20 protein-coding genes are annotated in these 25,480 nt (G+C 62.6%); 18 read left to right on the top strand and 2 right to left on the bottom strand.

Annotated elements, in window-relative coordinates; genetic code table 11:
* The first annotated feature begins 122 nt into the window (after positions 1–122).
* A complete protein-coding gene (gene typA / locus DMX11_RS14365) occupies positions 123–1,943 on the top strand; it encodes a translational GTPase TypA (RefSeq protein ID WP_027921032.1) in 1,821 nt (606 codons plus the stop codon).
* A gap of 108 nt (positions 1,944–2,051) precedes the next feature.
* Here the strand turns inward: typA and DMX11_RS14360 are convergent, their stop codons facing one another.
* Positions 2,052–2,456, bottom strand: a complete 405-nt coding sequence (locus DMX11_RS14360) for a YkgJ family cysteine cluster protein (protein ID WP_003249225.1) — start codon at positions 2,454–2,456, stop codon at positions 2,052–2,054.
* 184 nt (positions 2,457–2,640) lie between these two features.
* On the opposite strand from DMX11_RS14360, the gene DMX11_RS14355 reads away from it, so the two are divergent.
* The 5 genes from DMX11_RS14355 to DMX11_RS14335 all read left to right on the top strand — a co-directional run bounded on the left by DMX11_RS14355 (position 2,641) and on the right by DMX11_RS14335 (position 8,025).
* A complete protein-coding gene (locus DMX11_RS14355; RefSeq protein ID WP_110745121.1) occupies positions 2,641–5,091 on the top strand; it encodes a glycogen/starch/alpha-glucan phosphorylase in 2,451 nt (816 codons plus the stop codon).
* 272 nt (positions 5,092–5,363) lie between these two features.
* On the top strand, positions 5,364–6,374 hold the full coding sequence (locus DMX11_RS14350; protein WP_110745120.1) for a class 1 fructose-bisphosphatase: 1,011 nt from the start codon (positions 5,364–5,366) through the stop codon (positions 6,372–6,374).
* Between the two features lie 3 nt (positions 6,375–6,377).
* On the top strand, positions 6,378–6,974 hold the full coding sequence (locus DMX11_RS14345) for a DUF924 family protein (RefSeq protein WP_110745119.1): 597 nt from the start codon (positions 6,378–6,380) through the stop codon (positions 6,972–6,974).
* Between the two features lie 227 nt (positions 6,975–7,201).
* Positions 7,202–7,456: an outer membrane protein assembly factor BamE gene (bamE, locus tag DMX11_RS14340; RefSeq protein WP_110745118.1), complete on the top strand. Its 255-nt coding sequence runs from the start codon at positions 7,202–7,204 to the stop codon at positions 7,454–7,456.
* Positions 7,453–8,025: a lipocalin family protein gene (locus DMX11_RS14335; protein ID WP_110745117.1), complete on the top strand. Its 573-nt coding sequence runs from the start codon at positions 7,453–7,455 to the stop codon at positions 8,023–8,025. Before bamE ends, DMX11_RS14335 begins: the two co-directional genes overlap by 4 nt.
* 72 nt (positions 8,026–8,097) lie before the next feature.
* On the opposite strand, the gene DMX11_RS14330 is transcribed toward DMX11_RS14335, so the two are convergent.
* Entirely contained in the window at positions 8,098–9,462 is a 1,365-nt protein-coding gene (locus DMX11_RS14330; RefSeq protein ID WP_110745116.1) for a formimidoylglutamate deiminase, read from the bottom strand.
* A gap of 145 nt (positions 9,463–9,607) precedes the next feature.
* Between DMX11_RS14330 and hutC the strand changes: the two genes are divergently transcribed.
* From hutC to DMX11_RS14270, 12 genes are all read left to right on the top strand, one after another.
* Entirely contained in the window at positions 9,608–10,318 is a 711-nt protein-coding gene (gene hutC, locus DMX11_RS14325) for a histidine utilization repressor (RefSeq protein WP_177410746.1), read from the top strand.
* A complete protein-coding gene (locus DMX11_RS14320) occupies positions 10,315–10,887 on the top strand; it encodes a HutD family protein (RefSeq protein ID WP_110745114.1) in 573 nt (190 codons plus the stop codon). Before hutC ends, DMX11_RS14320 begins: the two co-directional genes overlap by 4 nt.
* A gap of 394 nt (positions 10,888–11,281) precedes the next feature.
* Positions 11,282–12,955 carry a urocanate hydratase gene (hutU, locus tag DMX11_RS14315; RefSeq protein ID WP_110745113.1) on the top strand — a complete coding sequence of 558 codons (1,674 nt, stop codon included), beginning with the start codon at positions 11,282–11,284 and terminating at the stop codon, positions 12,953–12,955.
* A 108-nt stretch (positions 12,956–13,063) separates the two neighbouring features.
* Entirely contained in the window at positions 13,064–14,596 is a 1,533-nt protein-coding gene (gene hutH, locus DMX11_RS14310; protein ID WP_110745112.1) for a histidine ammonia-lyase, read from the top strand.
* Positions 14,597–14,745: 149 nt separating this feature from the next.
* Positions 14,746–16,149, top strand: coding sequence for an amino acid permease (locus DMX11_RS14305; protein ID WP_110745111.1), 1,404 nt, complete (start codon positions 14,746–14,748; stop codon positions 16,147–16,149).
* 15 nt (positions 16,150–16,164) lie between these two features.
* A complete protein-coding gene (gene hutI / locus DMX11_RS14300) occupies positions 16,165–17,370 on the top strand; it encodes an imidazolonepropionase (protein WP_110745110.1) in 1,206 nt (401 codons plus the stop codon).
* Positions 17,371–17,380: 10 nt separating this feature from the next.
* Positions 17,381–18,184 (top strand): N-formylglutamate deformylase, encoded by an 804-nt coding sequence (hutG, locus tag DMX11_RS14295; protein ID WP_110745109.1) that lies wholly within the window; start codon positions 17,381–17,383, stop codon positions 18,182–18,184.
* A gap of 227 nt (positions 18,185–18,411) precedes the next feature.
* Positions 18,412–19,383: a prolyl aminopeptidase gene (gene pip, locus DMX11_RS14290; protein ID WP_110745108.1), complete on the top strand. Its 972-nt coding sequence runs from the start codon at positions 18,412–18,414 to the stop codon at positions 19,381–19,383.
* The gene (gene dtd / locus DMX11_RS14285) at positions 19,380–19,817 is read left to right on the top strand and encodes a D-aminoacyl-tRNA deacylase (protein ID WP_110745107.1); all 438 of its coding nucleotides are present in this window, start codon (positions 19,380–19,382) and stop codon (positions 19,815–19,817) included. The genes pip and dtd overlap by 4 nt, the downstream gene beginning before the upstream one ends.
* A 263-nt stretch (positions 19,818–20,080) precedes the next feature.
* Positions 20,081–21,820 (top strand): glucan biosynthesis protein G, encoded by a 1,740-nt coding sequence (locus DMX11_RS14280; protein WP_218278962.1) that lies wholly within the window; start codon positions 20,081–20,083, stop codon positions 21,818–21,820.
* Positions 21,813–24,386, top strand: coding sequence for a glucans biosynthesis glucosyltransferase MdoH (mdoH, locus tag DMX11_RS14275; protein ID WP_110745106.1), 2,574 nt, complete (start codon positions 21,813–21,815; stop codon positions 24,384–24,386). The genes DMX11_RS14280 and mdoH overlap by 8 nt, the downstream gene beginning before the upstream one ends.
* A 250-nt stretch (positions 24,387–24,636) precedes the next feature.
* On the top strand, positions 24,637–25,434 hold the full coding sequence (locus tag DMX11_RS14270) for a transporter substrate-binding domain-containing protein (protein ID WP_110745191.1): 798 nt from the start codon (positions 24,637–24,639) through the stop codon (positions 25,432–25,434).
* Positions 25,435–25,480 lie beyond the last annotated feature (46 nt).

The following is a 25,480-nucleotide window of genomic DNA, read 5'->3' as shown; positions in this document are numbered from 1 at the left end:
GGGGCTGTATGGCGGCAGTATCCGCCATCGCCCTCCCGACCGCCGGGCCCGCTGAGCCTTAAACAGTACATATTGGCCGCCTACACTGGGCGGCAACCAAATCCTCTGATCGAGATACACTTGTGATCGAAAATCTGCGTAACATCGCCATCATCGCCCACGTTGACCATGGTAAAACCACCCTGGTCGACAAACTCCTGCGTCAGTCCGGCACTCTGGAGCGTAACGAGCTCAACGACGAGCGCGTCATGGACTCCAACGACCAGGAAAAAGAGCGCGGTATTACCATTCTGGCGAAAAACACCGCCATCAACTGGAACGGCTACCACATCAACATCGTCGACACCCCCGGCCACGCCGACTTCGGTGGCGAGGTTGAGCGTGTAATGTCGATGGTCGACTCCGTGCTGCTGCTGGTCGACGCCCAGGACGGCCCAATGCCGCAAACCCGCTTCGTAACCAAGAAGGCGTTCGAAGCCGGCCTGAAGCCAATCGTCGTGATCAACAAGGTTGACCGCCCGGGCGCGCGTCCTGACTGGGTTCTGGACCAGATCTTCGACCTGTTCGACAACCTCGGTGCCACCGACGAACAGCTGGACTTCAAAGTCGTCTACGCCTCGGCCCTGAACGGCATCGCCGGTCTGGACCACACCGCCATGGGCGAAGACATGACCGCGCTGTACCAGTCGATCGTCGACAACGTACCGGCGCCGGACGTTGACCGTGACGGCTCGTTCCAGATGCAGATCTCCGCTCTGGACTACAACAGCTTCCTCGGTGTTATCGGTGTTGGCCGTATCGCCCGTGGTCGCGTCAAGCCGAACACCCCGGTTGTCGCCATCGACACCAACGGCAAGAAGCGTAACGGCCGTATCCTGAAGCTGATGGGCCACCACGGTCTGCACCGCGTGGACGTCGAGGAAGCCCAGGCTGGCGACATCGTCTGCATCAGTGGTTTCGACGAGCTGTTCATCTCCGACACCCTGTGCGCCCCAGACGCGGTAGAAGCGATGAAGCCGCTGACCGTTGACGAGCCAACCGTATCCATGACCTTCCAGGTCAACGATTCGCCGTTCTGCGGTAAAGAAGGCAAGTTCGTCACCAGCCGCAACATCAAGGACCGTCTGGACAAAGAGCTGCTGTACAACGTTGCCCTGCGCGTTCAGGAAACCGATTCCCCTGACAAGTTCAAGGTATCGGGCCGCGGCGAGCTGCACCTGTCGGTGCTGATCGAAACCATGCGTCGTGAAGGCTTCGAGATGGCTGTAGGCCGTCCTGAAGTGATCATCCGCGAAGTCGACGGCGTCAAGCAGGAGCCGTTCGAGAACGTCACCATCGACATCCCTGAAGAATCTCAGGGCAAGGTCATGGAAGAGATGGGTCTGCGTAAAGGCGACCTGACCAACATGGTGCCGGATGGCAAGGGCCGTGTTCGCCTGGAATACAACATTCCAGCCCGTGGTCTGATCGGTTTCCGTAACCAGTTCCTGACCCTGACCAACGGTGCAGGCATCCTGACCTCGATCTTCGATCGTTACGACACCATGAAGTCGGGCCAGATGTCCGGCCGTCTGAACGGTGTTCTGGTTTCGGTCGAGACCGGCAAGGCCCTGACCTACTCGCTGGAAACCCTGCAGGCTCGCGGCAAGCTGTTCGTCGAGCACGGCCAGGAAATCTACAACGGTCAGATCATCGGCCTGAACAGCCGCGACAACGACCTGGGCGTGAACCCGACCAAAGGCAAGAAGCTCGACAACATGCGTGCTTCGGGCAAGGACGAAGTCATCGCCCTGGTACCGCCAGTTCGCCACACGCTGGAACAGGCTCTGGAATTCATCCAGGACGACGAGCTGTGCGAAGTGACACCTAAGTCGATCCGTCTGCGCAAGAAGATCCTGGACGAAGGCGAGCGTACCCGCGCAGCCAAGAAAGCCAAGAACTGAGTTAGCTCAGGCTGAATGAAAACGCCCCCGGTCGAAAGGCCGGGGGCGTTTTTTTGTCTGGGTTTTTTGTGCCGGTGGTACCGGCCTCTTTAGGCTGCAGACAATAGGTCAGCGCCCCACCACCTTGGGCTTGTAAGCACAATAGCCCGGCCGCGGCCCGACCTTGGGGTGGTTGCGGCAGGTATCCGGGCGCTTGTCATAAATGGTGCACAGGCGGCTTTTACGATCCAGATACATGCAGTCGTCGTTGCTCATCCGGGTCAGGGTGAAGATCCCGGACTTCTGGTTGAAGCGCTCGATGATGCCTTCTTTTTGCAGGCGCTTGGCCACGTTCTTGGGGGGTTCGTCTTTTTCGAACTCGTCGACCACGCCGATACGGATCAGATCCTTGATCTTCACCTCTACCGGCAGGGTGCAGCAGGTCGAATGGCAGCCATGGCACATGTTGCTGGTGTAGCGCTGCCAGGTCTCCAGGCGGTCGACTTCGGCCGCGGCGATCAGGGTCGTTTTCATCTTTATAGGGTGGATCACGGTCTTGGGGCGCGCGATGATACCGGAATTGTTCAATTTATGAACAACCTTTTGCCGGAATCGCAGAGTGGGCATGAAAACTGCGAACCGTAACTGTCGCTCCCTGTCGAAGGGTCTAGTCTCAACACTCTCCCTCCGCTTTCGTCAACTTGCCCGAGGATGCCGCATGTCCCAGGAACCCAAAGCACGTGACGCCGAAGTCGCGGATTTTCGCGCTGCTGTACTGAACAAGCTGACCTACGCGGTCGGCAAGGATCCGGAGCATGCCTTCGACCATGACTGGTTCGAAGCCATTGCCTTGGCCGCGCGCGATCACATGGTCGACCATTGGATGGACCACACCCGCCGAGCCTATCGACGTAGCCAGAAGCGGGTCTACTACCTTTCCCTGGAATTTCTCATTGGCCGGTTGCTCTACGACAGCTTGAGCAACCTGGGCCTGCTGGACATCGCCCGCGATGCTCTGGAAGGTCTGGATGTGGACCTGGAGCGTATCCGCTTGCTCGAGCCGGATGCCGCGCTAGGCAACGGCGGCTTGGGGCGTCTGGCCGCGTGCTTCATGGAGAGCATGTCGACCTTGGGCATTGCTGCCCACGGCTATGGCATCCGCTACGAGCACGGGCTGTTTCGCCAGGCGGTGGTCGATGGCTGGCAGCAGGAGCAGACCGAGAACTGGCTGGACTTCGGTAACCCCTGGGAATTCGAACGTGCCGAGGTGATCTACCCGATCAGCTTTGGTGGCAGTGTCGAAACGGTGCACGACAGCCAGGGCAACCAGCGCCAGGTGTGGTGGCCGGGTGAAACGGTGCGGGCGGTGGCGTACGACACACCCGTGGTTGGCTGGCGTGGTTCCAGCGTCAACACTTTGCGCCTGTGGCGAGCACGGGCGCTGGAAGAGCTTCATCTGGAGCGTTTCAACGCAGGTGACCACCTTGGCGCCGTGGCTGAAGTGGCGCGGGCCGAGAGTATTTCGCGGGTGCTGTACCCGGCTGACAGTACCGAAGCGGGGCAGGAGCTGCGTCTGCGCCAGGAATACTTCTTTGTCTCGGCATCGTTGCAGGACCTGCTGCGCCGCCACCTCAACATGCACGATAGCCTGCTCAACCTGCCCGATGCGGCGGCCATCCAGCTCAACGATACCCACCCGTCGATTGCCGTCGCCGAGCTGATGCGCCTGCTCGTCGACCAGCATGAAATCCCCTGGGACAAAGCCTGGGAGCTGACCGTCGGCACGCTCGCCTATACCAACCACACCTTGCTGCCCGAGGCCCTGGAAACCTGGCCGGTGGCGTTGATGGAACGCATGCTGCCGCGGCACATGCAAATCATCTACCTGATCAACGCCTACCACATTGACAGCCTGCGCGCCAAAGGCCTGCACGACTTCGACGTGCTGCGGGCAGTGTCGCTGATCGAGGAAGACAATGGTCGCCGGGTGCGCATGGGCAACCTGGCGTTTCTTGGCTCGCACAGCGTCAACGGCGTATCGGCGCTGCACAGCAAGCTGATGAAAAGCACGGTGTTCGCCGAACTGCACAAGCTTTACCCGCAGCGAATCAACAACAAAACCAACGGCATTACCTTCCGCCGCTGGTTGTACCAGGCCAACCCGCCTCTGACCGAGATGCTGGTCGAAGCGCTGGGCCCCGAGCTGAAGGACGACCCGGAAGGGCGCCTGGCCGGCCTGGTGCCGTTCGCCGACAAGGCCGGTTTCCGCAAGCAGTTCGCCGCCCAGCGCCTGCACAGTAAACGCGCCCTGGCCAGCATCATCCAGGACCGCATTGGCGTAACGGTAAACCCCGAAGCGCTGTTCGATGTGCAGGTAAAGCGCATCCACGAGTACAAGCGCCAGCTGCTCAACCTGCTGCATACCGTGGCGCTGTACCAGGCCATGCGCAACGACCCGGGCACCGACTGGGTGCCGCGGGTGAAGATCTTCGCCGGCAAGGCTGCTGCCAGTTACCACCAGGCCAAGCTGATCATCAAGCTAGCCAACGATATCGCCCGGGTGGTGAACAACGACCCGACTGTGCGCGGCCTGCTGAAGGTCGTATTCCTGCCCAACTACAACGTCAGTCTGGCCGAGAGCATCATCCCGGCGGCAGACCTTTCCGAGCAGATATCCACTGCAGGTTACGAAGCCTCCGGTACCAGCAACATGAAGTTCGGCCTGAATGGCGCGCTCACCATTGGCACCCTCGATGGCGCCAACGTCGAGATGTGCGAGCAGGTGGGGGCTGACAACATGTTCATTTTCGGCCTTACCGCGCAGCAGGTGGAGGCGCGGCGCAAGGCCGGGGACTTTGGTGCCAGTGCAGCGATTGCGGCATCGAGCCGTCTTGGCGACGTGCTGCAGGCCATTCGCAGCGGGGTGTTTTCGCCGGACGACCCGTCGCGCTACAGCGGGTTGATCGATGGACTGGTGGCGTATGACCGCTTCCTGGTGTGCGCCGACTTCGATGCCTACTGGGATGCCCAGCGCCGGGTCGAGGAACTGTGGCACACACCGCAGGAGTGGTGGCGCATGGCAGTGTTGAATACCGCGCGGATGGGCTGGTTCTCGTCGGATCGGACCATTCGCGAGTATGCGACCGATATCTGGAAGGCTTTGGATTGAGCGTGCGGGGCCGCGTTGCGGCCCATTCGCGGGGCAAGCCCGCTCCCACAGCATCTCCGTTGCCTTGAAGGCAGCGCAAAAAACCTGTGGCAGCGAGCTCGCCGCGCGAATGGACTGCAAAGCCTCCCACTCGACAGCCGGCCTGGCGAAGGCTGAACTACCGACCTATTGTGCCGTCTGAGAGCCGTGGCGAGTCTCATCACTCGCTAGCCTGCAACTCTCCCTGTAAACTGCGGGGGTTTTTTATCTCCCCCATCCATTCGGAGCCATACATGTCCCGCGTTACCCTGAGTCGCTATCTGATTGAGCAGACCCGCAGCAACAATACCCCTGCCGATCTGCGCTTCCTGATCGAGGTGGTGGCGCGTGCGTGCAAGGAAATCAGCCATCACGTGTCCAAGGGCGCCCTTGGCGGTGTGCTGGGCAGCATGGGCACTGAAAACGTGCAGGGCGAGGTCCAGAAGAAACTGGACGTGATTTCCAACGATATCCTGCTGGAAGCCAACGAGTGGGGCGGCCACCTGGCCGGCATGGCGTCCGAAGAAATGGACAATGCCTACCAGATCCCGGGCAAGTACCCGAAAGGCGCCTACCTGCTGGTCTTCGACCCACTGGACGGTTCGTCGAACATCGACGTGAACGTGTCGGTCGGCACCATCTTCTCGGTACTGCGTTGCCCTAACGAGTACCTGAGCCAGAACGAAACCCTGAACGAGAACGCCTTCCTGCAGCCAGGCACCCAGCAGGTCGCCGCCGGCTATGCCATCTATGGCCCGCAGACCATGTTGATCCTGACCCTGGGCAATGGTGTCAAGGGCTTCACCCTGGACCGCGAGCTGGGCAGCTTCGTGCTGACTCACGAAAACATCCGCGTGCCAGAAACCACCGCCGAGTTCGCCATCAACATGTCCAACCAGCGCCACTGGGAAGCCCCGGTACAGCGTTACGTGGGCGAACTGCTGGCAGGCGAGACCGGCCCGCTGAAAAAGAACTACAACATGCGCTGGATCGCCTCGATGGTGGCCGACGTCCACCGCATCCTGACCCGTGGCGGCCTGTTCATGTACCCACGTGACGCGCGCGAGCCGAGCAAGCCGGGCAAGCTGCGCCTCATGTACGAAGCCAACCCGATGTCGTTCATCATCGAACAGGCCGGTGGCGCCTCTACCGACGGTTACAATCGCATCCTCGACATCAAGCCAGAGGGCCTGCACCAGCGCGTGGCAGTCTTCCTTGGTTCGAAGGAAGAGGTAGAGCGCGCAACCGCGTACCACAAGGAGTAAGTCATGCTCGCACCTTGGCAGCCGTTGCTGGAATGGTGGTTCGGTTGGGGCACCAGTGCCCAGGCCGTGGCTGACGAGAAGAGCACGCTGTGGTTCGGCAAGCATCACGATGCCGATGCCCATGCGTTGTTTGGCGACCTAGTCGAGCAAGCCCTGGCGGGCGGGCTCGATGAGTGGCAGCAAACCCCGCAGGGCTGGCTGGGCCTGCTCATCTTGCTGGACCAGCTGCCACGCATGATCTACCGCGACACGCCGCGCGCCTTCGAGGGCGACCGGCGTGCCCAGGTGGTGGCCATGCAAGGCCTGCAGAAGAACTGGGATTACCAGTTGCTGCCGATCCAGCGGGTTTTCGTATTGCTGGTGCTGGAGCATGCCGAGGTGCTGGACTGGCAGAACCTGTGCGTCGAGCGTTACCAGACCCTGCTGGACGAGCAGCCCGAGGCCAACCGCCGGCTGTTCGAAGGCTTTCTCGACTATGCCGAGCAGCACCAGCGGGTGATTGCCCGGTTCGGGCGTTTTCCGCATCGCAACCTGGTGCTGGAGCGCCCGAGTACCAGCGAAGAGATGGATTTTCTGCTGGAGCCCGGCTCCCGGTTCTGAGGTTGCAGGGGCCTGGTGCGCAGGCCGTCGTGACACAAGGCCGCCCCTATATGGGGCGGCTTTTTATTGGGCGTATGACTAATGCTTTGTGATTAATCGCACAGTAGTGGCCATCCGACCAATGGTGTAGGGGTAAAGAGGGTGGAGAAGGGAACCCGGGAGGGATTTTCACGTCGAAGGTCACTGCAGGCCACTCGCCTGTCTTCATCTCTCCAGGAGTGTCCTTCATGTCGTTGCGTTCCCTCGCCCTGTTGTCGCTGTGCGTCTTCCTGACTGCCTGCAGCAAGATCAACCAGGAAAACTATTCCAAGATCAAGGCCGGTATGAGCAAGGCCGAGGTCGAGCAGTTGCTCGGCACGCCGACCGAGTGTTCCGGTGCGTTGGGCATGAGCAGCTGCACCTGGGGGGACGAGAAGAGCTTCATCAGCGTGCAGTACGCAGCTGACAAGGTACTGATGTATTCAGGGCAGGGTCTCAAATGAGGCGTGCGTACCTGCTGATCGGGGTATGCCTGGCGTTGCTGCTGGGCGGTTGTGCAGGCTCCGTGCACGACCCGCTGGCGCCGAAAACCGCCGGCAATGTCGACCTCAAGCGTTACCAAGGCAAATGGTACGAATTGGCGCGCCTGCCCATGCGCTACCAGGAAGGCTGCGAGCAGTCCGAGGCCCATTACAACCTCAAGCCCGATGGCAGCTACGGCGTGCTTAACCGCTGCCGCACCATGGGTGACGAATGGCTGCGCGCCGAAGGGCATGCGAATATCCAGGAGCCAGGGCACACCGACAAGCTGTGGGTCGAGTTCGATAACTGGTTTACCAAGCTGGTGCCAGGCGTGGCCCGGGGTGAGTACTGGATTCTTTATGTGGACGACCACTACCGTACGGCCATCGTTGGCAGCCCGGACCGCAAATACCTTTGGATTCTATCGCGCACGCCGACATTGCCGGCCTGGCAACGCGAGAACCTGCTGTCCAGGGCGCGGCAGCAGGGTTATGACACCAGCCGCTTGATCTGGCGGGCGTCCGATCAGCAAATAGTAAAAATGCACTGAGTTTTCTGGGGTCGTGTTGCAACCGTTCGTGGGCAAAAGCCCGCGAAGGGCTGCAACGCAGCCCCGGTACACTCAGCCCAAAAGCTGGCGCAACACCTGGGCAAACGCGCGCCCGCTTTCTTCTTCCTGCCCATGCCGCCCTTGGCGCACCACCCACCGGCCATTCACCATCACGTCGCGCACCTGGCGATCGCCGCCGGCAAACAGCCAGCGGTTGAGAATGGCATCGCCATCCGCCATGGCGATGTATGGGTCTTGCCCGTCGAGTACCAGCCAGTCGGCACGCTTGCCCACCGCCAACTCGCCGACCGCATGCCCCAGCGCCTGCGCACCACCGGCCAGCGCCGCGTCATACAACGTGCGCCCGACCATCGGCTGATCGCTGCGGTACAGGCGGTTGCGCCGCTGGTCACGCAGGCGCTGGCCATATTCCAGCCAACGCAGCTCCTCCACCACGCTCAACGACACGTGGCTGTCCGAACCAATGCCCATGCGCCCGCCCTGCGCCAAGTAGTCCACGGCCGGAAAAATTCCATCGCCCAGATTGGCCTCGGTAGTCAGGCACAGCCCGGCCACCGCACCGCTGCGAGCCATGGCCGTTACTTCATCGCTTTCGGCATGGGTGGCGTGCACCAGGCACCAGCGCCGGTCCACGTCCACATGCTCGTACAGCCACTGCAGCGGGCGCAGGCCGCTCCAGGCCAGGCAGTCGTCCACTTCCTTCTGCTGTTCGGCGATGTGGATATGCACCGGGCAGTGCTTGTCGCTTGCCGCCAGTACCTCGGTGATCTGCCCGGGTGTCACTGCCCGCAGCGAGTGGAAGCACAGGCCCAGTTGCTGCGCGGGTTGCGCGGCCAGCACGGGGCCGAGCTGTGCCTGCAACTGCAAGTAGTGTTCGGTGGAATTGATGAAGCGACGCTGCCCGTCATTCGGTGGCAGGCCGCCAAAGCCGGCATGGCTGTACAGCACCGGCAGCAAGGTCAGGCCGATGCCGCTGTCGGCTGCAGCGGCGCTGATACGGCGCGACAGCTCGGCCGGGTCGGCGTAGCGCTTGCCGGCCTGGTCATGGTGCACATAATGGAATTCGGCGACCGAGGTGTAGCCGGCCTTGAGCATCTCGATGTACAGCTGGCGGGCGATGACTTGCAACTGCTCCGGGCTGATCTGCCCGACCAGTCGGTACATCAGGTCGCGCCAGGTCCAGAAGCTGTCGTTGGGGTTGCCGGCGACTTCCGCCAGCCCCGCCATGGCACGCTGGAAGGCATGCGAGTGCAGGTTGGGCATGCCCGGTAGCAGTGGCCCGGCCAGACGCTCGGCACCTTCAGCCGAGGCGTCTGCCTGGATACTCGTCACATGACCATCGCTGGCGACCTCGATGCGGACGTGGCTGGCCCAGCCCGTAGGCAGCAGGGCGCGTTCGGCGAAGTAGGCGGGCATCGGTACAAATCCTGTTATCGTTAACTTGTATATACATATACAGCCGTTTGCCTGCCGGGTAAACTGCGGCAAGCTACCGCTCATTCCATTTGCACAAGGATCCACCGCCGTGCCGACACCTCCTGTCTCCGCGCTGGTTGCCCAAATGGGCGAGGGCCCGGCGCCGCTATACGCTCGGGTCAAACAGATGATCATCCAGCAGATCGATAATGGCAGCTGGCCGCCACATCACCGGGTGCCATCGGAGAGTGAACTGGTCAACGAACTGGGCTTCAGCCGCATGACCATCAACCGCGCCCTGCGCGAACTCACCGCCGAAGGCCTGTTGGTGCGCATGCAAGGGGTCGGTACCTTCGTAGCCGAGCCCAAGGGCCGTTCGGCGTTGTTCGAGGTCAACAACATTGCTGACGAAATCGCCGCGCGCGGGCATCAGCATAGCTGCCAGGTGATCACGCTCACCGAGGAAGCGGCCGGCTCCGAACGGGCTCTGGCTCTGGACATGCGTGAAGGCCAGCGGGTCTTCCACTCGCTGATCGTGCATTTCGAGAACGGCGTGCCCGTACAGATCGAGGACCGCTACGTCAATTCAGCCATCGCCCCTGACTATCTCAAGCAGGATTTCACGCGGCAGACGCCGTATGCCTATCTGTCCCAGGTGGCGCCGCTGACCGAGGGCGAGCACGTGGTCGAAGCGATTCTCGCCGAGCCGGAGGAGTGCCGGCTTCTGCAGATCGAGCGCGGCGAGCCTTGCCTGCTGATTCGCCGTCGTACCTGGTCCGGTCGCCAGCCGGTGACCGCTGCACGGTTGATCCACCCCGGCTCCCGTCATCGCCTTGAAGGACGTTTCAGCAAATGAATCAGCTGCAGTTGTTGCGTGCGCAGAATTACCCGCGCATGCCGTGGAAGAACGGTGGCGGTTTCACCGAAGAAATTACCCGCGACAGTGGCGAGGGCCTGGACGGTTTTGGCTGGCGCCTGTCGATTGCCGATATCGAGGAGTCGGGGGGCTTTTCCACGTTCGCCGGTTACCAGCGGATCATCACCGTGCTGCAGGGCGACGGCATGCGCCTGCTGGTCGATGGCCAAGCCAGTCGGCCATTGCTGGCGTTCGATGCGTTTGCCTTCAGCGGCGAGAGCCAGGTCAGTTGCAAGTTGCTGGGTGGGGCGATTCGCGATTTCAACCTGATCTATGCACCGCAGCGGTATCGGGCGCGGTTGCAGTGGCTGAATGGCTCCAGCCGGGTGTACAGCTCGGCGTCGACGGTTTTGTTGTTTGCTGCTAGCAGCCTGGTCGAATGCACTATTGCCGGGCGCGAGACGCAGCGGTTGGGGTTGTTCGATTGCTTGCGGCTGGAAGGCAATGATGAATTGCTGGGGCTAGTGGTGCAGGGGCGGTGCTGCCTGATCGAACTTGATGGGCGCTGAAGGTTCGGCGGTAGATTTTTGCCGCCTGTGAGATCGAGCGCCGCCCGCGCGGCGCATCGCGAGCTGCGCTCGCTCCTACATTTGTTTCGGGCCAATAACGCTTGTGACAGGCGCGCGCGACCGCCTTGTTTGTCCGACGCAATATCGCGACATGCGCCAAGGCGTACGCGCGCAAATCCCCCAGGAATAATTGGCCCGAAACAAATGTAGGAGCGAGCGCAGCTCGCGATGCGCCGCGCGGGCGGCGCTCGATATGGGCCCCACCCGGAAACCCAAGCCAGGAGCGCACAGTTCCGATTATTTTGGTTGTCCGTGCTTGTACATACAAGTAAAGGTGTGTTTGTATATTGACCACGACATACCCGCCCGCGGACGACCGCAGAGGACCTTTCCCGTGACTGACAACAACAAATACCGTGACGTTGAAATCCGTGCCCCACGTGGCAACAAGCTGACCGCCAAAAGCTGGCTGACCGAAGCGCCACTGCGCATGCTGATGAACAACCTCGACCCGCAGGTCGCGGAAAACCCCAAGGAACTGGTGGTATACGGCGGTATCGGCCGCGCCGCGCGCAACTGGGCCTGCTACGACAAGATCGTCGAAACCCTGACCCGCCTGGAAGACGATGAAACCCTGTTGGTGCAGTCGGGCAAGCCGGTCGGTGTGTTCAAGACCCACAGCAACGCCCCCCGTGTACTGATCGCCAACTCCAACTTGGTGCCGCACTGGGCCAACTGGGAACATTTCAACGAACTGGATGCCAAGGGCCTGGCCATGTACGGCCAGATGACCGCCGGCAGCTGGATCTACATCGGCAGCCAGGGCATCGTCCAGGGCACCTACGAAACCTTCGTCGAAGCCGGTCGCCAGCACTACGGCGGCAGCCTGAAAGGCAAGTGGGTACTCACCGCTGGCCTGGGCGGCATGGGCGGCGCCCAGCCACTGGCCGCGACCCTGGCCGGGGCTTGCTCGCTGAACATCGAATGCCAGCAGAGCCGTATCGACTTCCGCCTGGAAACCCGCTACGTCGACGAGCAGGCCACTGACCTCGACGACGCCTTGGCACGCATCGCCAAGTACACCGCCGAAGGCAAGGCCATCTCCATCGCCCTGCACGGCAACGCCGCCGAAATCCTGCCCGAGCTGGTCAAGCGGGGCGTGCGCCCGGACATGGTCACCGACCAGACCAGCGCCCACGACCCGCTGAATGGCTACCTGCCAGCAGGCTGGACCTGGGAACAGTACCGCGACCGCGCGCAGACCGAACCGGCGGCAGTGGTCAAGGCCGCCAAGCAGTCGATGGCCGTGCACGTGCAGGCCATGCTCGACTTCCAGAAGCAGGGTATCCCGACCTTCGACTACGGCAACAACATCCGCCAGATGGCCAAGGAAGAGGGCGTAGCCAATGCCTTCGACTTCCCCGGCTTCGTCCCGGCTTACATCCGCCCCCTGTTCTGCCGCGGTATTGGCCCGTTCCGCTGGGCGGCACTGTCCGGCGATGCCGAAGACATCTACAAGACCGACGCCAAGGTCAAGGAACTGATCCCCGACGACGCCCACCTGCACCGCTGGCTGGACATGGCCCGCGAGCGCATCAGCTTCCAGGGCCTGCCGGCGCGTATCTGTTGGGTTGGTCTGGGCCTGCGCGCCAAGCTGGGCCTGGCGTTCAACGAAATGGTCCGCAGCGGCGAACTGTCGGCACCGGTGGTGATCGGCCGTGACCACCTCGACTCCGGCTCGGTATCCAGCCCGAACCGCGAAACCGAGGCCATGCGTGATGGTTCGGACGCTGTCTCCGACTGGCCGCTGCTCAACGCCCTGCTGAACACCGCAGGCGGCGCCACCTGGGTATCGCTGCACCATGGCGGTGGCGTGGGCATGGGCTTCTCGCAGCACTCGGGCATGGTCATCGTCTGCGACGGTACCGATGAAGCCGCCGCGCGTATTGCCCGGGTACTGACCAACGACCCAGGGACTGGCGTCATGCGTCACGCCGATGCCGGTTATGACATTGCCATCGATTGCGCCAAGGAGCAGGGCCTGGACCTGCCGATGATCACTGGCTGATCACCACCCTTTGGATCGCACCCTGCAAGGGGTGATACTGAACAACAAGAAGGAGCGCGCAGGCACCCATTAGCGGGCCTGCGGCTCCACGCGATTTGGAGTAGTAACGTGACCGAACTCACCCTCAAGCCCGGCACCCTGACCCTGGCCCAGCTGCGCGCGATCCATGCCGCGCCCGTGCGCCTGCAACTGGATGCCAGCGCCGCGCCGGCCATCGACGCCAGCGTTGCCTGTGTCGAGCGGATCATTGCCGAAGACCGCACTGCCTACGGCATCAACACCGGTTTTGGCCTGCTGGCCTCGACCCGCATCGCCAGCCACGACCTGGAAAACCTGCAGCGATCGCTGGTGCTGTCCCACGCCGCCGGTATCGGCGCGCCGCTGGATGACGACCTGGTGCGGTTGATCATGGTGCTGAAAATCAACAGCCTCAGCCGTGGCTTCTCCGGTATTCGTCGCAAAGTCATCGACGCACTGATCACCTTGGTCAACGCCGAAGTCTATCCGCACATCCCGCTCAAAGGCTCCGTGGGTGCTTCCGGTGACCTGGCGCCGCTGGCCCACATGTCGCTGGTGCTGCTGGGCGAAGGCAAGGCCCGCTACAAGGGCCAGTGGCTGTCGGCCACCGAAGCGCTGGCGGTTGCAGGGCTGGAACCGCTTACGTTGGCTGCAAAAGAGGGCCTGGCCCTGCTCAACGGCACCCAGGCGTCCACCGCCTATGCCCTGCGTGGCCTGTTCCATGCCGAAGACTTGTACGCTGCGGCCATCGCCTGCGGTGGTCTGAGCGTCGAAGCCGTATTGGGCTCGCGTTCGCCGTTCGATGCACGTATTCACGAAGCACGTGGCCAACGCGGTCAGATCGACACCGCCGCCTGCTTCCGCGACCTGCTGGGCGATGCCAGCGAAGTCTCGCTGTCGCACAAGAACTGCGACAAGGTCCAGGACCCGTACTCGCTGCGCTGCCAGCCGCAAGTCATGGGCGCCTGCCTGACCCAACTGCGCCAGGCCGCCGAGGTACTGGGCATCGAGGCCAATGCCGTATCCGACAACCCGCTGGTATTCGCTGCCGAAGGTGATGTGATCTCCGGCGGCAACTTCCACGCCGAACCCGTGGCCATGGCCGCCGACAACCTGGCCCTGGCCATTGCCGAAATCGGTTCGCTCAGCGAGCGCCGCATCTCGCTGATGATGGACAAGCACATGTCCCAGCTGCCGCCGTTCCTGGTGGAAAACGGTGGGGTCAACTCGGGCTTCATGATCGCCCAGGTTACCGCTGCTGCCCTGGCCAGCGAGAACAAGGCCCTGTCGCACCCGCACAGCGTCGACAGCCTGCCGACCTCGGCCAACCAGGAAGACCACGTGTCGATGGCCCCGGCCGCCGGCAAGCGTCTGTGGGAAATGGCCGAAAACACCCGCGGTGTGCTGGCCATCGAATGGCTGGGCGCCTGCCAGGGCCTGGACCTGCGCAAAGGCCTGAAAACGTCGACCAAACTGGAGAAAGCGCGCCAGGCGCTGCGCAGTGAAGTGCCGCACTACGACCGTGACCGCTTCTTTGCCCCAGACATCGAAAAGGCTGTGGAACTGTTGGCCAAGGGTAGTTTGACCGGTTTGCTGCCGGCAGGTGTGCTGCCAAGCCTGTAATGCCTCCCGGGGCCGTTGTGCGCCCCTTCGCGAGCAAAGCTCGCTCCTGCACGTCAACGCGTTGCCTGTGTAGAAGCGGGTTTGCCTGCGAGCCGGCTGCAAGGCAGCCCCTCGATCTCACGACCACAAAAACAATTTAAGGACGTGACATGCAACAAGCTCAAGGTCTCAAGCGCGGGCTAAGTGCCCGCCACATCCGTTTCATGGCACTCGGCTCCGCCATCGGTACCGGGCTGTTCTACGGCTCCGCCTCGGCTATCCAGATGGCCGGCCCGGCCGTGTTGCTGGCCTACCTGATCGGCGGCGCAGCGGTGTTCATGGTTATGCGCGCCCTGGGCGAAATGGCCGTGCACAACCCGGTGGCCGGCTCGTTCGGCCACTACGCCACGACCTACCTCGGCCCCATGGCCGGCTTTATCCTCGGCTGGACCTATGCCTTCGAGATGGTCATCGTCGCCATCGCCGACGTCACCGCTTTTGGAATCTACATGGGCTTCTGGTTCCCGGAGGTGGCCCGCTGGATCTGGGTGCTGGGCATCGTCTTCGTGATCGGTGGCCTCAACCTGTGCAACGTCAAGGTGTTCGGCGAAATGGAATTCTGGCTGTCGCTGCTCAAGGTCGGCGCCATCGTGGCAATGATCCTGGCCGGCCTCGGCATCATGGCCTTCGGCTTCAGCCAGGTGGGTACCGGGCATGCCGTGGGCGTGAGCAACCTGTTCGACCATGGCGGCTTCATGCCCAATGGCGTAGGCGGCCTGATCGCGTCGTTTGCCGTGGTGATGTTCGCCTTCGGCGGCATCGAGATCATCGGTGTCACTGCCGGTGAAGCCAAGGACCCGCAGCGCGTGATTCCCAAGGCGATCAACGCGGTGCCGCTGCGCATCCTGCTGTTCTATGTGCTCACTCTGTTCGTGCTGATGTGCCTGTACCCATGGCCGCAGATCGGCAGCCAGGGCAGCCCGTTCGTGCAGATCTTCGGCAACCTGGGTATCGGCTCGGCCGCCGCCGTGCTCAACGTCGTGGTGATTTCTGCGGCGATCTCCGCTATCAACAGCGACATCTTCGGCGCCGGCCGCATGATGTATGGCCTGGCCCAGCAAGGCCACGCCCCGCGCGGCTTCAGCAAGCTATCGAAGCATGGCGTGCCGTGGATGACCGTGCTGGTGATGGGCGCCGCGCTGCTCATCGGCGTGCTGCTGAACTACCTGATCCCGGAAAACGTATTCCTGCTGATTGCCTCGATCGCTACCTTCGCCACCGTATGGGTCTGGCTGATGATCCTGGTGACCCAGGTGGCCATGCGGCGCAGCATGAGCCGTGACGAAGCGGCCCAGCTGAAGTTCCCGGTACCGTTCTGGCCATATGGCCCGGCCATGGCCATTGCGTTCATGGTGTTCATCTTTGGCGTACTCGGCTACTTCCCGGACACTCAGGCGGCATTGATCGTCGGTGTGGTCTGGGTGGTGTTCCTGGTGGCGTCCTACCTGCTGTGGTGCAAGCCGCGTGCAGGGCAGGGCACCCCGGCAGCAGCGCCGGCCGAGCTGCACCGCTAGCAAAGGAGACTGTGCATGAGAACCCTGTGGCAGCATTGCCATGTGGCAACCATGGCCGATGGCCGTTACTCGGCCATCGAAGACGCGGCCATCGTCACCAACGCCGGGCTGATCGAGTGGATCGGCCCACGCGCCGGGCTGGCGCCGGTCAACGCTGAGCGCACGGTGGACCTGGGCGGCGCCTGGGTCACCCCGGGGCTGATCGACTGCCACACCCACGCGGTGTTCGGTGGCAACCGCAGCGGCGAGTTCGAGCAACGCCTGCAGGGCGTCAGCTATGCCGAAATCGCGGCTAACGGCGGCGGCATCGCCAGTACCGTGCGGGCCACCCGTGCGGCCAGCGAGGACGAGCTGTTCGCGAGTGCGCGCCAGCGGGTCCAGGCCTTGATGCGTGATGGCGTGACCACGCTCGAGATCAAGTCCGGCTACGGCCTGGACTTGGCCAACGAGCGCAAAATGCTGCGTGTGGCCCGGCGGCTTGCCGACGAGCTGCCGCTGGCGGTGCGCGCAACCTGCCTGGCCGCGCACGCTCTGCCACCGGAATACGCCGGCCGCGCCGACGACTACATTGCGCATATCTGCGATGAAATGCTGCCAGCGCTGGCCGCTGAAGGCCTTGTGGACGCGGTGGATGCGTTCTGCGAACACCTGGCGTTTTCACCCGCGCAGGTCGAGCGGCTGTTCGTCAAGGCGCGCGAACTGGGCCTGCCGGTCAAGCTCCACGCCGAACAGCTGTCGTCGCTGCACGGCTCCAGCCTGGCGGCGCGCTACCAGGCGTTGTCCGCAGACCATCTGGAATTCATGACCGAAGAAGACGCCATCGCCATGGCTGCAGCCGGCACGGTCGCTGTGCTGCTGCCGGGCGCGTTCTACTTCTTGCGCGAAACCCAGTTGCCGCCGATGGATGCGTTGCGCCGTCACGGGGTGAAGATTGCCCTCGCCAGCGACCTCAATCCTGGCACCTCGCCAGGGCTGTCGCTGCGCTTGATGCTGAACATGGGCTGTACTTGCTTCCGCCTGACCCCGGAAGAGGCCCTTGCCGGCGTTACCGTGCACGCTGCCACGGCGCTGGGCCTGGGCGACAGCCACGGCTCGTTGGAGGTAGGCAAGGTTGCCGACTTCGTCGCCTGGCAGATCGAACGCCCCGCCGACCTGGCCTATTGGCTGGGCGGCGACCTGCCCAAGCGCGTAGTGCGCAAGGGCCATGAAATTTTTAAATGAGCGAGGCACGATGGACAAGGTACTGAGTTTTCACCAAGGCCGCCTGCCGCTGCTGATCAGCATGCCGCACGCCGGCCTGCGCCTGAGCGACGCGGTGCGTGACGGCCTGGTCGAGCCAGCGCGCAGCCTGCCGGACACTGACTGGCATATCCCCCGGTTGTACGATTTTGCCCGTGACATGGGCGCTAGCGTGGTGTCGGCGGAGTACTCGCGCTTCGTCATCGACCTGAACCGCCCGGATGATGACAAGCCACTCTATGCCGGGGCTACCACCGGCCTGTATCCGGCCACGTTGTTCGAGGGCGAACCGTTGTTCAAGGCCGGGCAGGCGCCGAGCGACGACCAGCGCAAGCAGTACCTGGAGCAGATCTGGCGCCCTTACCACGACACCCTCCGCAACGAGCTGGAGCGCCTGCGTGAGCAATTTGGCTATGCGTTGCTGTGGGATGCGCACTCGATCCGTTCGGTGATCCCGCACCTGTTCGACGGCAAGCTGCCTGACTTCAACCTCGGCACCTTCAACGGCGCCAGTTGTGACCCGGCACTGGCCGAGCGCTTGCAGGCCGTATGTGCCGAAGCACAGGGCTACAGCCATGTGCTCAATGGTCGATTCAAGGGTGGGCATATCACCCGGTACTACGGTGATCCGGACCACAACATCCACGCGGTACAACTGGAGCTGGCGCAGAGCACCTACATGGATGAAGTGGCGCCGTTCACCTATCGCGAACCATTGGCGCAGCCTACCCAGTCGGTTTTGCGCCGCCTGCTGGAAACGACCCTGCAGTGGGGGCATGAACGCTACGGGCGATAAAGCGCCGCTCTCAAGGCGGGTACAGCGCCTGCAGGTGCTGGTCAGGTTCGGAGGTTGCAGGTTTGGCCGGGTCGGGCGTCGGGGGATCACCTGTTGATGGGTTCTCCGGTGTCATTGGGCCCTGTCCCTGAGCTGCTCATAAGATGATGTTGCTTAGACACATGCTCTAAGGGCAATTCAGGTTTATGATGGCCAACGGTCGAACCAAACCTCACACGGAGTGCGCAATGCAGACCCTGTACCCGCAGATCAAACCCTACGCCCGGCACGATCTGGCCGTGGAAGCGCCGCATGTGCTGTATGTCGACGAAAGCGGCTCGCCAGAAGGTCTGCCGGTGGTGTTCATCCACGGTGGGCCAGGCGCCGGTTGCGACGCCCAGAGCCGTTGCTACTTCGACCCTACGCTGTATCGCATCATCACCTTCGACCAGCGCGGCTGTGGCCGCTCCACGCCGCACGCCAGCCTGGAGAACAACACCACCTGGCACCTGGTCGAAGACCTGGAACGCATCCGCGAGCACCTGGGGATCGACAAGTGGGTGCTGTTCGGCGGCTCGTGGGGCTCGACCCTGGCCCTGGCCTACGCCCAGACCTACCCCGAGCGAGTGCATGGCCTGATCCTGCGTGGCATCTTCCTGTGCCGGCCGCAGGAAATCGAGTGGTTCTACCAGGAAGGCGCCAGTCGCATGTTCCCGGATTACTGGCAGGACTACATTGCACCGATTCCCCCGGAAGAGCGCGGTGACCTGGTCAAGGCCTTCCACAAGCGCCTTACCGGCAATGACCAGATCGCCCAGATGCACGCAGCCAAGGCCTGGTCCACCTGGGAAGGCCGTACCGCCACCCTGCGCCCCAACCCGCTGGTGGTCGACCGCTTCTCCGAGCCACAACGAGCGCTGTCGATTGCGCGTATCGAATGCCACTACTTCATGAACAACGCGTTCCTCGAACCGGACCAGCTGATTCGCGACTTGCCGAAGATCGCCCACCTGCCGGCGGTTATCGTGCACGGCCGCTACGACGTGATCTGCCCCCTGGACAACGCTTGGGCGCTGCACCAGGCCTGGCCGAACAGCGAACTCAAAGTGATCCGAGACGCTGGCCACGCGGCTTCCGAGCCTGGCATTACCGACGCCCTGGTGCGTGCCGCCGACCAGATGGCCCGCCGCCTGCTCGACCTGCCGCTGGAAGAAGCATGAGGGGTTTGTTGCAGCGCGTGCGTGGTGCGCGGGTCGAAGTGGGGGGAGAGGTGGTCGGCGCCATCGACCAGGGTTTGCTGGTGCTGGTGGCGGTCGAGCCTGAAGATTCCCGCGAAAAGGCCGACAAGCTGTTGCACAAGCTGCTGAACTACCGGGTATTCAGCGACGAGCAGGGCAAGATGAACCTGTCGCTCAAGGATGTCGGGGGTGGTTTGTTGCTGGTGTCGCAGTTCACCTTGGCGGCGGACACCCGCAACGGCATGCGCCCGAGCTTTTCGACGGCTGCGCCACCGGCCCTCGGCGCCGATTTGTTCGACTATCTTTTGCAGCAAGCGAAGGCGCGGCACACCGACGTGGCCAGCGGACAATTCGGTGCAGATATGCAAGTGCACCTGGTCAATGATGGCCCCGTGACTTTTATGTTACAAATTTGAGCTCGAAAAACCCCTCGTTTCTGGGAAAACAAGGGGTTTTGTACGATAAATAGTTGTTCCAGCCTGATGCGTTGTCACGCGACCTGCTGGATAATCGCGCGCTGCATGGACCTGCGTTCGCAGGTTCGTTTCACTCTGACTCGAGCATTGTCTGGATCCGTTTGGGGAATCATTACGCCCTCACGGGGTCCGAACAGTGCTCGCCAACCCGGCATTTGTCGCTGGCCGTTGGTTTCATGATCTGTTTTCGGCGAGGGTTGCTCGTGATTGTTAGTCCCCATAAAGCATCAAGAATCCCCGGCATCCGGCTGCGCAAGGCCCTGATCGCCAGTGTGGCACTGGTCGGCCTGATGAGCGCGGGCCAGCTGTGGGCATTCAATCTTGACGATGTTGCAGCCAAGGCAAAGGATCTGGCCGGCCAGAAGTACGAAGCACCGAAAAGCAATCTGCCGGCGGTTTTCCGTGACATGAAATTCGCCGACTACCAGAAAATCCGCTTCCTCCAAGACAAAGCGGAGTGGGCCAAGGACAAGACCCCGTTCAAGCTTTCCTTCTATCACCAGGGCATGCATTTCGACACCCCGGTGAAAATCAACGAAGTGACCGCCACCAAGGTGGAAGAAATCAAGTACGACCCGAGCCGCTTCGAGTTCGGTGACGTGCCACACGACCCGGAAACCACCAAGAACCTGGGTTACGCCGGTTTCCGCGTGCTTTACCCGATCAACAAGGCCGACAAGCAGGACGAGATCATGACCCTGCTTGGCGCCAGCTATTTCCGCGTGGTCGGCAAGGGTCATGTGTACGGCCTGTCGGCTCGTGGCCTGGCCATCGACACCGCGCTGCCATCGGGCGAGGAGTTCCCGCGCTTCACCGAGTTCTGGGTAGAAAAACCCAAGCCGGCCGACAAGCACCTGGTGATCTACGCCCTGCTCGACTCGCCGCGCTCGGCCGGTGCCTACAAGCTGACCCTGCGCCCGGGCAACGACACCGTGGTGGACGTGGAGTCGCGTGTGTTCCTGCGTGACCACGTCAGCCGCCTGGGCATTGCCCCGCTGACCAGCATGTATCTGTTCGGCCCCAACCAGCCATCCAAGGTCCTCAACTATCGTCCGGCCCTGCATGACTCCGAAGGCCTGTCGATTCATGCCGGCAACGGCGAGTGGCTGTGGCGCCCGCTGAACAATCCGAAACACCTGGCCGTGAGCAACTTCAGCGTCGAGAACCCGCGTGGTTTCGGCCTGATGCAGCGTCAGCGCGCCTTCAGCGACTACGAAGACCTCGACGACAACTACCAGAAGCGCCCAAGCGCCTGGATCGAGCCGAAGGGTGACTGGGGCAAGGGTACCGTCGATCTGGTCGAGATCCCGACCGCCGACGAGACCAACGACAACATCGTCGCCTTCTGGAGCCCTGAAAAGCTGCCGGAGGCTGGCAAGCCGATCGAGTACGCCTACCGCCTGCACTGGACCATCGACGAGCCGAAGTTCCAGGCCTCCGAGCTGGGCTGGGTCAAGCAGACCCTGCGCTCCACCGGTGACGTCAAACAGTCCAACCTGATCCGCCAGCCAGACGGCAGCGTGGCCTTCCTGGTCGACTTCGCCGGCCCGGCCCTGGCCGCTCTGCCGGAAGATACCGCCCTGCGCAGCCAGATCAGCGTTGATGGCAACGCCGAGGTGGTCGAGAACAATCTGCGCTATAACCCAGAGACCAAGGGCTGGCGCCTGACCCTGCGGCTGAAGGTGAAGGAAGCCAACAAGTCGACCGAAATGCGTGCCGCGCTGGTACGTGACGTGCCGGTCGAACCTGCCAAGCCTGCCCAGGACGCCAAGCAGGACAAGGCCGCAGCCAAGCACGCCAAGGCCGAGAAAACCGCCAAGGCCGAGCAGCCTGCCAAGGCCGAACAACCCGCCGCCGATGCGGCATCCACCAACGGGACCCCGGCCACCACCGAGCAGGTGCTGACCGAGACCTGGAGCTATCAGTTGCCTGCCGATGAGTAACTCAAGCGCAAGGCCAGTCTCGCTTGGCGAGTACCTGGCTCACCTACCACTGAGTGACGAGCAACGGGCAGAGCTTGCCAGTTGCACGTCGTTCGGTGAGTTGCACCAACGCCTGGCGGCCAACCCGGCCGCCAACTCCGCCGAGGCCGTGCAGGCTTCGGTGGGCCCGCGCCTTACCGTAGGCAGCGCTGCCGAGCTGGAGGATGCCGAAATGCTCGGCGTCGATGGCAGCGGCCGCCTGTGCCTGAAGATTGCCCCGCCGATCAAGCGCACCAAGGTCGTGCCCGAGCCGTGGCGCACCAACGTGCTGATCCGCATGTGGCGGCGCATGACCGGGCGCTCGAATCCGCCGCAGCCGCCCAAGCGCGAGCTGCCGCCGGCGCGCTGGCGCACGGTCGGTTCGATCCGCCGCTATATCCTGTTGGCCCTGATGATCGGCCAGACCATCGTTGCCGGCTGGTACATGAAGGGGATCCTGCCGTACCAGGGCTGGTCATTCGTAGACCTCGACGAGGTCCTCAGCCAGCCGCTGTGGGACACCGTGGTGCAGGTGTGGCCGTATGCCTTGCAGACGTCCATCCTGATCCTCTTCGGTATCCTGTTCTGCTGGGTGTCGGCGGGCTTCTGGACCGCATTGATGGGCTTCCTCGAGTTGCTCACCGGGCGTGACAAGTACAAGATTTCCGGCAGCAGCGCCGGCAATGAGCCGATTGCGCCCGAGGCGCGTACCGCGCTGGTCATGCCGATCTGCAACGAAGACGTGCCTCGGGTGTTCGCCGGCCTGCGGGCGACGTTCGAGTCGGTAGCCGCCAGCGGCAACCTCGACCGTTTCGACTTCTTCGTGCTCAGCGACACCAACGACACCGACATCGCCGTGGCCGAGCAACAGGCCTGGCTGGACGTGTGCCGCGAAACCAAAGGTTTTGGCCGCATCTTCTACCGCCGCCGCCGGCGCCGGGTGAAGCGCAAGAGCGGTAACCTCGACGACTTCTGCCGTCGTTGGGGTGGCGAGTACAAGTACATGGTCGTGCTCGACGCCGACAGCGTCATGAGTGGCGAGTGCCTGAGCAGCCTGGTGCGCCTGATGGAGGCCAACCCGGACGCCGGCATCATCCAGACCGGGCCGAAAGCCTCGGGTATGGATACCCTGTACGCGCGCATGCAGCAGTTCGCCACCCGCGTGTACGGCCCGCTGTTCACCGCCGGCCTGCACTTCTGGCAGTTGGGCGAGTCGCACTACTGGGGCCACAACGCGATCATCCGCATGAAGCCGTTCATCGAGCACTGCGCCCTGGCGCCGTTGCCGGGCAAGGGCGCGTTCGCCGGGGCAATCCTGTCCCACGACTTCGTCGAAGCCGCGCTGATGCGCCGTGCCGGCTGGGGCGTGTGGATCGCCTACGACCTGCCGGGAAGCTACGAAGAACTGCCGCCGAACCTGCTCGACGAGCTCAAGCGCGACCGCCGCTGGTGCCACGGTAACCTGATGAACTTCCGCCTGTTCCTGGTCAAGGGCATGCACCCGGTACACCGTGCGGTGTTCCTCACCGGGGTGATGTCGTACCTGTCGGCGCCGCTGTGGTTCCTGTTCCTGGTGCTGTCGACCGCGCTGCTGGCGACCAACACGCTGATGGAGCCGCAGTATTTCATCGAGCCGTACCAGCTTTACCCGCTGTGGCCGCAGTGGCATCCGGAGAAGGCCGTGGCGCTGTTCTCCACCACCATCGTGCTGCTGTTCCTGCCCAAGCTGCTCAGCGTCATATTGATCTGGGCCAAGGGGGCCATCGAGTTCGGTGGGCGGATCAAGGTCACCCTGTCGATGCTCATGGAAATGCTGTTCTCCATGCTGCTTGCCCCGGTGCGCATGATCTTCCACACCCGCTTCGTACTGGCGGCATTTCTGGGTTGGGCCGCAACCTGGAACTCGCCACAGCGTGACGACGACTCCACCCCGTGGGGCGAAGCCGTGCGTCGGCATGGCCCACAAACCCTGCTGGGCATTGCCTGGGCAGGCCTGGTGGCCTGGCTGAACCCGAGTTTCTTGTGGTGGCTGGCGCCCATCGTTGGCTCGCTGGTGCTGTCGATCCCGGTGTCGGTGATTTCCAGCCGTACCCGTCTGGGCCTGGCGGCGAAAGACGAGAAGCTATTCCTCATCCCCGAGGAATACGCCACCCCGCAGGAGCTGCTGGCCACCGACCAGTACACCCACGAGAACCGCTGGCATGCCCTGCATGACGGCTTCGTGCGTGCGGTGGTCGACCCACGGCAGAACGCCCTGGCCTGCGCCATGGCCACCGCCCGGCATGGCCAGGCTGCGCCGATCGAGGCACTGCGTGCCGAACGCATTGCCAAGGCGATCGAAGTCGGGCCGAAAGGGCTGGACCTCAATACCCGCCTGGCCCTGCTCAGCGACCCGGTGGCATTGAGCCGTCTGCATGAACAGGTCTGGGCCGGGCACAATGCGGCGTGGATCGATGTGTGGCGCGCGTCGATCAAGAACGACCCACATTCGCCGCTGTTGCCGCTGCATCCGGAGAATGAAGGCCAGCCGACCCTCGTCGGCGCCTGACAGGGCTGTTCGCGGGCAAGCCCGCTCTTGCAGTACATCACCGCCCTTGAGGCAGGTGGTGTTCTGGCAGGGGCGGGCTTGCCCGCGAAGCTTTCCAGGGCGCCCGCCGATTTTGGCCAACAAAGTCCCCCCCAGCTCTAGGTCCCCGGGCCGCCATGCGTTAGCATCCCTCTCCGATATGACTCATCGGCCAGTACGGCCGTGCCAACAATAAGATTCGCTACTTTTCTTGCTAGGGGACTTGGTGATGATCAAGAAATACCTTTCGCGGCTAATGGTCGGTGTCACCGCACTGGTCGCCGTGACGGCGGCTCAAGCGGGCGCCATCGATGACGCGGTCAAGCGCGGCACCTTGCGGGTGGGCATGGACCCAACCTACATGCCGTTCCAGATGACCAACAAACGTGGCGAGATCATCGGCTTCGAAGTCGATATCCTCAAAGCCATGGCCAAGTCCATGGGCGTGAAGTTCGAGGCAGTTTCCACTGCTTATGACGGCATCATCCCGGCCCTGCTGACCGACAAGTTCGACATGATCGGCAGCGGCATGACCCTTACCCAGGAACGCAACCTGCGCCTGAACTTCAGCGAGCCTTTCATCGTGGTTGGCCAGACCCTGCTGATCCGCAAGGAGCTGGCTGGCGAGATCAAGTCGTACAAGGACCTGAACAACGAGAAGTACCGCCTGACCTCCAAGCTTGGCACCACCGGCGAAATGGTGTCCAAGAAGCTGATCAGCAAAGCCAAGTACCACGGTTACGACAACGAACAGGAAGCCGTGATGGATGTGGTCAATGGCAAGGCCGACGCCTTTGTCTATGACGCGCCGTACAACGTGGTGGCGGTAGACAAAGCCGGTGCTGGCAAGCTGCTGTTCCTCGAAGAACCCTTCACCTACGAGCCGCTGGCCTTCGGCCTGAAAAAAGGCGACTACGACAGCATCAACTTCATCAACAACTTCCTGCACCAGATCAAGCACGACGGGACCTACGATCGTATTCACGACAAGTGGTTCAAGAACAAGGACTGGCTGAAGGAAATGGAATAAGGCCAAGGCCACAAGCCCGGCTTTATGACCCCGACGCGCAGGCAAA

It is taken from the genome of Pseudomonas sp. LB-090624 (genome assembly GCF_003205205.1).
GTDB lineage: Bacteria > Pseudomonadota > Gammaproteobacteria > Pseudomonadales > Pseudomonadaceae > Aquipseudomonas.
The sequence above is the reverse complement of the archived record's forward strand: the minus strand, read 5'-3'. Positions and strand labels throughout refer to the sequence as shown.

Bases quoted from the DNA above. Each gene is read 5' to 3' on its own strand.
- DMX11_RS14360 (WP_003249225.1), bottom strand. From the start codon at position 2,456: ATGAAAACGACCCTGATCGCCGCGGCCGAAGTCGACCGCCTGGAGACC.
- DMX11_RS14355 (WP_110745121.1), top strand. From the start codon at position 2,641: ATGTCCCAGGAACCCAAAGCACGTGACGCCGAAGTCGCGGATTTTCGC.
- DMX11_RS14350 (WP_110745120.1), top strand. From the start codon at position 5,364: ATGTCCCGCGTTACCCTGAGTCGCTATCTGATTGAGCAGACCCGCAGC.
- DMX11_RS14345 (WP_110745119.1), top strand. From the start codon at position 6,378: ATGCTCGCACCTTGGCAGCCGTTGCTGGAATGGTGGTTCGGTTGGGGC.
- bamE (WP_110745118.1), top strand. From the start codon at position 7,202: ATGTCGTTGCGTTCCCTCGCCCTGTTGTCGCTGTGCGTCTTCCTGACT.
- DMX11_RS14335 (WP_110745117.1), top strand. From the start codon at position 7,453: ATGAGGCGTGCGTACCTGCTGATCGGGGTATGCCTGGCGTTGCTGCTG.
- DMX11_RS14330 (WP_110745116.1), bottom strand. From the start codon at position 9,462: ATGCCCGCCTACTTCGCCGAACGCGCCCTGCTGCCTACGGGCTGGGCC.
- hutC (WP_177410746.1), top strand. From the start codon at position 9,608: ATGGGCGAGGGCCCGGCGCCGCTATACGCTCGGGTCAAACAGATGATC.
- DMX11_RS14320 (WP_110745114.1), top strand. From the start codon at position 10,315: ATGAATCAGCTGCAGTTGTTGCGTGCGCAGAATTACCCGCGCATGCCG.
- DMX11_RS14305 (WP_110745111.1), top strand. From the start codon at position 14,746: ATGCAACAAGCTCAAGGTCTCAAGCGCGGGCTAAGTGCCCGCCACATC.
- hutI (WP_110745110.1), top strand. From the start codon at position 16,165: ATGAGAACCCTGTGGCAGCATTGCCATGTGGCAACCATGGCCGATGGC.
- hutG (WP_110745109.1), top strand. From the start codon at position 17,381: ATGGACAAGGTACTGAGTTTTCACCAAGGCCGCCTGCCGCTGCTGATC.
- pip (WP_110745108.1), top strand. From the start codon at position 18,412: ATGCAGACCCTGTACCCGCAGATCAAACCCTACGCCCGGCACGATCTG.
- dtd (WP_110745107.1), top strand. From the start codon at position 19,380: ATGAGGGGTTTGTTGCAGCGCGTGCGTGGTGCGCGGGTCGAAGTGGGG.
- mdoH (WP_110745106.1), top strand. From the start codon at position 21,813: ATGAGTAACTCAAGCGCAAGGCCAGTCTCGCTTGGCGAGTACCTGGCT.